Origin of the sequence: Actinocrinis sp. (assembly GCF_035946395.1) — a bacterium.
Taxonomy (GTDB): Bacteria; Actinomycetota; Actinomycetes; order Streptomycetales; family Catenulisporaceae; genus Actinocrinis.
The window spans coordinates 1-6,457 of the sequence record NZ_DASYZI010000102.1; the positions used below are offsets into that span (position 1 = coordinate 1).

A 6,457-nucleotide genomic window follows, 5' to 3' on the forward strand; every position below is an offset into this window, starting at 1 on the left:
TAACGGCGCACTCGACGGCGACGCAATCGAGAACGCTGCGAATGACCGATGACAACGCGATCGGCAACGGGACATCCGGCGGCTGACAAGACCCCACCGCTCAACGGGCTCAACGACGGCGGAAGCCACGAGGTTCCCGCCGTCCCCGCTCCGCGCACGACAGCTGCTGCGGACAAGTGCACTGACATTAAAGACCACAGATTCACAGATTCACAGATCCATAGGCCCGCAGACACACAGCACTTGCCCGGACAGCCAGCGGCGCACCCGATTCAATCCAGTCCAGTCCAGTCCAGCCCAGTTCGGTCCAGTTCGGCTCAATTCGGCTCGGCTCAGTTCGGTTCTCTCCGGTTCAACTCTCTTCGGTTCTGTTCCCCCATTGGCATTTGGACGGAGCACGCTGTGCACCTCGATTACATCCCGTATCCCACGACCGGATACTCGTCCGGCGACGCGGCTTGGCAGCTGACTGCGGCCACCCTGGTCGGTCTGATGAGCCTGCCCGGCCTGGCCGTGCTCTACGGTGGCCTGGTCCAGAAGAAATGGGCCGTCAACACCATGCTGATGGCCTTCTCGGCGTTCTCCCTGGTGCTGATCGTCTGGGCGCTGTGGGCCTTCAACATGGGCTTCGGCCACCCGTGGATCAAGACCACGGTCAACGGCTCGCCGAGCGGCTTCCTCGGCAAACCCGGCCCGGCGTTGGGCGCGGGCCAGGAGGGGCAGGCGGACATACCGCTGCTCGACGGGCTGATGCCGCCGTTCAACTTCTCCCAGTCCGCGCTGTTCTACTTCCAGTTCGTCTTCGCCGCGATCACCCCGCTGCTCTGGCTCGGCAGCGTGATCGGCCGGATGAGCTTCAAGGCCTGGCTCGTCGTCGTCCCGCTGTGGACCACGATCGTTTACTCCGCCGACGCGTTCATGCTCTGGGGCGGCGGCTACTGGGCCGGCAAGGGCGCCGTCGACTACTCCGGCGGTTACGTCATTCACCTGTCCGCGGGCACCGCCGGCTTCGTGGCCGCCGCCGTCATCGGGCCACGACTGAAGAAGGACCGCGAGCACGGCGCGCCGAACAACCTGCTGCTGTGCGCGACCGGCGCGGGCATACTGTGGCTCGGCTGGAACGGCTTCAACGGCGGAGACCCGTACTTCGCCGGGGCGGACGCGGCGGCCGCCGTAGTCAACACCAACATAGCCACCGCCTCGGCGCTGCTTGTCTGGCTGATCATGGACTACACGCTCAGCCCGACCCGCAAGCCGACCCTGCTCGGCGCGATCAACGGCATGATCGTCGGCCTGGTGACGATCACCCCGGCGGCCGGTTACGTCAACGGCTTCGGTGCGATCTGCCTCGGCGTGATCAGCTCGGCGATCGTGTGGACGGCCTGGTACAAGCTGTCGAAGGTATGGATCTTCAAGAAGGTGGACGACACCCTCGGCGTGGTCTACACGCACGGCATCGCCGGCCTGTGCGGCGGTCTGCTGGTCGGCCTGTTCGCCGACCCGAACATGATCGTCTACCCGGCGGGCAAGGCGAAGGGGTCGAGCGACTTCTCGGTCACCGGCCTGTTCTACGGCGGCCACTCCTGGCACCAGTTCTGGATGCAGCTGTTCGCGGCGCTCACCGTGATCGTGTGGACCGCCTTCGGTACGTTCGTGATCCTCAGAGTGGTCGGCCTGTTCATGAAGCTGCGATTGCCCGACGCGGTCCTGGAAACCGGAGACCTCGCTGTGCACGACGAGGAGGTCTACCCGCCGCAGACCCTCGTCGCGGTCGGCGCGGCCGTCGGCGCGGCGGCCGAGGTGCAGAAGAAGGAGTCGGCCGCGTCGGAGCCGACCGGGACGGCCATCGATTCCTGACCGATCAGTTGGTCAGCACTGATCAGCGTTTCTGATCAGTATCTGTTCGGCGTTTCTCTCCGGGTGTCTCTGTGCTGCGACCGTCCAGCGGGGGCGGGCGCAGCACAGAACACCAGTCACCGGTGTGTAAAACATGATCGTCCAGTCGCGTCGGCTGACGACGGCTGACGATGACAGCTAACGATGACGGCGAGCGATAAAGCGATAAGGGGTAGCGGGGTCGGTGAAGCTGATCACGGCGGTCATCCGGCCGGAGGATCTGGATACCGTGCGCCGGGCGCTTCTCGCCTTCGGCGCGCCCGGGGTCACCGTGACGCCGCTGCTGGCGGGCTCCCGGTGGAACCGGCACCTTGAGGTCTACCGGGCCACCGTGCTGGTCGCGGACCTGGTGCCGCGGCTTCGCATCGACGTGCTGGCGCACGACGACGACGTGCCCGACCTCGCCGACCTGCTCGGCCGGATCGGCACCCCGGCAGCCGGCGGGGACGACACCGGCCGGGTGTGGGTCAGCGCCGTCGAGCAGGTGGTGCGGGTGCGCACCGGGGAGCACGGCGAGCCGGCCGTCTGAACGCGCGCCGAGCCGTGCTTCCGTCCGCCCGAGGCGCTTTACCAGTTCCGCGCGGTCGCCGTCTTGATTTCCGCCCGGTTCCACCCGAAAAATGAGGATGACGGGCCGGTTCGCGGCGATGGAATACCAGATCCAGCCTCCGCGCGACCCACGGCCCTGAGATGTATGTGTGCTACCGTACCGATCACCCGAACGTGAGCACTCGACCCGGGGGTGAGCCCCCCACCGACCACTGCACTGCTTGGGCACGCGCGAAACGGCGGCACCGCGATGGCCTCTTCCGCACGCGACCGGCCTTGGCCCGCCACCTTGACGCTGGGTCCGGACGGCCGCATCACTTCCTGGAGCCGGGGTGCCCAGGCTCTGTTCGGTCTTTCCGCGTTCCGTGCCTGCGGGCGGCGGCTGCGCGCACTGCTGGTGCGCCCGGAAGACCGCGCGATGGTGGACGAGCTGTTCGGCTCGGTGCTGGCCGGGCGCAGCTGGTCGGGAGCGCTGCCACTGCTCGACGCGGACGGCCGCGCGCATCCGGTCGAGTGCGGCTGGCAGCCGATCCAGGACCGGCGCGGCCGGCCTGGAGCCCTCATCGTCGTGACGGACCGGGCCGACTTCGACAGCGATCCGGCGGTCGGCGACGCCCCGCTCGGCACCGCGCACGCCGCGCTCGAAGCGATCAGCCAGTTCCAGGAGCACGCGCAGACCGTGGCGATGATGCGCCGGGTCCAGCTGCTCACCGACGCCAACACGATGATCGGCTCCACGCTCGACATGGCGGCCACCGCGGCCGAGCTGATGGAGGTGGCCGTACCGCGGTTCGCCGACTCGGCCACGGTGACCGTGCTGGAGTCCGTCGCGGCGGACTTCGAGCTGCCGGACCGGCCCGCCGGGACCGGCACCGTGTTGCGGCGGCTGGCCGCGGCGCCGTTTCGGCGCGAGGGCGCGGACCTGTTCCCGGTCGGGGGGACCGTCTCGTACCAGCCGGGCACGCCGCTGGCCCAGGCGCTGATCAGCGGCCGTTCCCGGACGCTGCACGCGGTGGACGAGGCGCTGGCCGAGCGGATCTGCGCTGGCCTCGGCGAGCAGGCCACGGCGGTCCTGGTCGGCAAGTCGCTGATGGTCGTGCCGCTGGTGGCGCGCGGCGCAGTGCTCGGGCTCGTGGTGTTCTCCCGGGACACGACCCGCCGGCCCTTCTCTCCCGGCGAGGCGGTGCTCGGCGAGGAGCTGGCCGCGCGCGCCGCGCTGTGCATCGACAACGCACGGCTCTACTCGCACGAGCGGCAGACGGCGCTGATGCTCCAGCGTGCGCTGCTGCCGGACGACTCCGGCTACCACGCGGGCATCGACATCGCGCACCGCTACCTGCCGGCCAGCGACCTGACCGGCGTCGGCGGCGACTGGTACGACGTGATCGGCCTCGGCGGCGGCCGGGTGGCCCTGGTGGTCGGCGACGTCATGGGGCACGGGGTACGTGCCGCGGCCGTGATGGGCCAGCTGCGCACCGCGACGCGCACCCTCGCCGCGCTCGACCTCCAGCCGGCCGAGGTGCTCCAGCACCTCGACGAGCTGATGGAGCATCTGGGCGGCTCGCTGGCCACGGCCCACTTCGCGACCTGCGTGGTCGCAGTGTACGACCCGACCACGCAGTCCGTGCGGATCGCCCGCGCCGGGCACGTGCCGCCCCTCGCGGTGTGGCCGGACGGCCGCACCGAGCAGATCGACCTGCCCGCGGGCGTGCCGCTGGGCGTGGGCGGGCACTCCTTCGAGAGCCGCGACGTCGAGCTTCCTGACGGCAGCCTGTTGATACTGTGCACCGACGGCCTGGTGGAGAGCCGCGCACCGGGACGCGACATCGACGACGGGCTGCGCGAGCTCGCCGACGGGGTGAAGGACCCGACGATGGCGCTCGAAGCCATCGCGGACGGCCTGATCTCCGGGCTGCGCGGCGACCGCACCATGGACGACGCGGCGCTGCTGGTCGCCCGGGTTCGCGGACTGCCTTCGTCGTCCACGGCCGAGTGGACGGTCGCCCCGGAGCCGCCGGCGGTGGCGCAGTCCCGGCGCACGGTGCGCGCGACGCTGGGCAACTGGGGCCTGGCGCAGCTCGGCGACACCGCGGAGCTGCTCACCAGCGAGCTGGTCACCAACGCGCTGCTGTACACCGAGGGCCCGATCAGCGTGCGGCTGCTGCGCGACCGCACCCTGCTGTGCGAGGTCTACGACGGTTCGGAGACCGTTCCCCGGCTGCGCATCGCCGCGGACGACGATGACGGCGGGCGCGGCCTGCACCTGGTCAAGGAGCTGTCGAACCGGTGGGGCACCCGCCGCACCACGACCGGCAAGACCGTCTGGTTCGAGCTGCGCCTCGACCCGCTGCCCGACTTCTGAGCCGGGCCCGCCGAGTGAGCACAGGCACCGTGGACACCGTGGTGGGCATCCCGACGCGCAACGAGGCGGAGACGATCGCGCACGTCGCGCAGATCGCCGACGAGGGGCTCGCAGCGCTCGGCCGGGGCGGTGTCATCGTGCTGGCCGACAACGGCAGCACCGACGGAACGGTGGACCGGTTCCTGGGAACCGCGCTGCGCTCCCGCACCGCGGTGGTCCGGTCGGCAGCAGCGGAGTCGGGTAAGGGCACGAACGTCTTCGCGTTGATCGAGAAGACCCTCGAACTCGGTGCCCGGCGCCTGGTGCTGCTCGACGGCGACGTGCGCTCCGCCCAGCCGGACTGGGTGATCAGCTTGGCGCACGCGTCCGACGGTCCGGAACCGCGCATGGTCCTGCCGGTGTACCGGCGCAACCGATACGAGGCGGTCAGCACCAACCATCTCGTGCGTCCGCTGCTCGCGGCGTCGTTCGGAGCGTACGTGCAGCAGCCGATCGGCGGCGACTTCGCGTTCAACCGGGCGTTCCTGGAGCGGGTCGGCGCGTGGCGCCGGCCGCAGAGCGCGAACCTGTACGGCATCGACGTGTGGCTGACCGCGAACGCATTGCGCTCCGGGCTGCGGCTGGTCGAGGCGCCGCTCGGCCGGAAAGTGCACAACTCTCCCTTTCCCAAGGTCCTGTATCTGCCGCAGCAGGTCCTCGACGCGCTGTTCCACGTCGTCGCGGAGGTCGGCGAGGTGCGTCCGGCGCAGCCCGCCGAGCGGCAGGAGGCCGCGGTGGACGAGGTCGCGGCGCCTCAGGATCCTGGGCTGGTGGCCCGGATCAGCCGCGCGGTGTGCAGCTATCTGGACGCGTACGGCCCGGACGTGCAGCTGCTCTTCCCCTCCGCGCGAGACCTCAAGCCGGCGCCGTGGGGCCTGCGCGTCACAGTGGACGACTGGCCGCAGCTGCTGGCGGACGCGTTGGAGGCACTGGCGGCGGGCGAGTTGGAACGTGCGCGCGACCATCTGATCGCGCTGTGCGTGAACCGGGTCATGACGTTCTGGACCGAGATCGAGGGCCTGGCGACCGCCGACGTGGACGCGTTGCTGCACCGGCAGGCGCGGGAGACCGCGAGCGCGGTGGCCGAGCGCGCAATCGTCTTCACGGCGCCACCCGCGCCGACAGCGTTCGACCCGGGCCGGTGGCGGGATCACCAGACGCAGAGTCATCCGCCGTTCAATGCGTGACCGGGCAACAGTTCGGCCCGCCGTCACGGCGTTGTGGACGTGAATTCACGGGACCGCAATCGCCTTCCCACGCGTTCGCCACACGAGATGGCGCACAGTGGACATGGCGCGCAGTGGACTGACGGACACAGTGAAAATGACGGACGCAGTGGAATGACAGGCGCCGTGGTGGGCGGCGCCTGGTCGGGAAGGAGTCACCGTGGCCAATACCGTGGAACGGCGGCGACGACGCGCGGCACTGCGTCGGTCCGCGGCCAAGGCCTCGCGGCGCGAAGCGTCCCAACAGACGTCCGAGCGTACGCGGTGGGCCGGCAACGCGCACCGCGCCGATCAGACCCTGTGGCCCGACAGCGTCGCCAATCCGCGCCGGACCCAGGTCTAGCAGTACTCGGATGGTTCAGACAGCTCACCCGGTCGCCTTCAC

General features: G+C 70.0%; 5 protein-coding genes. All 5 read left to right on the forward strand.

Annotation, left to right across the window (positions count from 1 at the left end):
• The first annotated feature begins 402 nt into the window (after positions 1-402).
• The 5 genes from VGS97_RS06820 (at position 403) to VGS97_RS06840 (ending at position 6,415) form a co-directional block, all read left to right on the forward strand.
• The gene (locus VGS97_RS06820) at positions 403-1,857 is read left to right on the forward strand and encodes an ammonium transporter (protein ID WP_326852383.1); all 1,455 of its coding nucleotides are present in this window, start codon (positions 403-405) and stop codon (positions 1,855-1,857) included.
• Positions 1,858-2,080: 223 nt separating this feature from the next.
• On the forward strand, positions 2,081-2,425 hold the full coding sequence (locus tag VGS97_RS06825; RefSeq protein ID WP_326852384.1) for a P-II family nitrogen regulator: 345 nt from the start codon (positions 2,081-2,083) through the stop codon (positions 2,423-2,425).
• A 270-nt stretch (positions 2,426-2,695) separates the two neighbouring features.
• Complete coding sequence (locus VGS97_RS06830) at positions 2,696-4,807, forward strand: ATP-binding SpoIIE family protein phosphatase (protein ID WP_326852385.1); 2,112 nt, start codon at positions 2,696-2,698, stop codon at positions 4,805-4,807.
• Between the two features lie 14 nt (positions 4,808-4,821).
• Complete coding sequence (locus VGS97_RS06835) at positions 4,822-6,033, forward strand: hypothetical protein (RefSeq protein WP_326852386.1); 1,212 nt, start codon at positions 4,822-4,824, stop codon at positions 6,031-6,033.
• Between the two features lie 199 nt (positions 6,034-6,232).
• Entirely contained in the window at positions 6,233-6,415 is a 183-nt protein-coding gene (locus tag VGS97_RS06840; protein ID WP_326852387.1) for a hypothetical protein, read from the forward strand.
• The last annotated feature ends 42 nt before the right edge of the window (positions 6,416-6,457 follow it).

Bases quoted from the DNA above. Each gene is read 5' to 3' on its own strand.
- VGS97_RS06830 (WP_326852385.1), top strand. From the start codon at position 2,696: ATGGCCTCTTCCGCACGCGACCGGCCTTGGCCCGCCACCTTGACGCTG.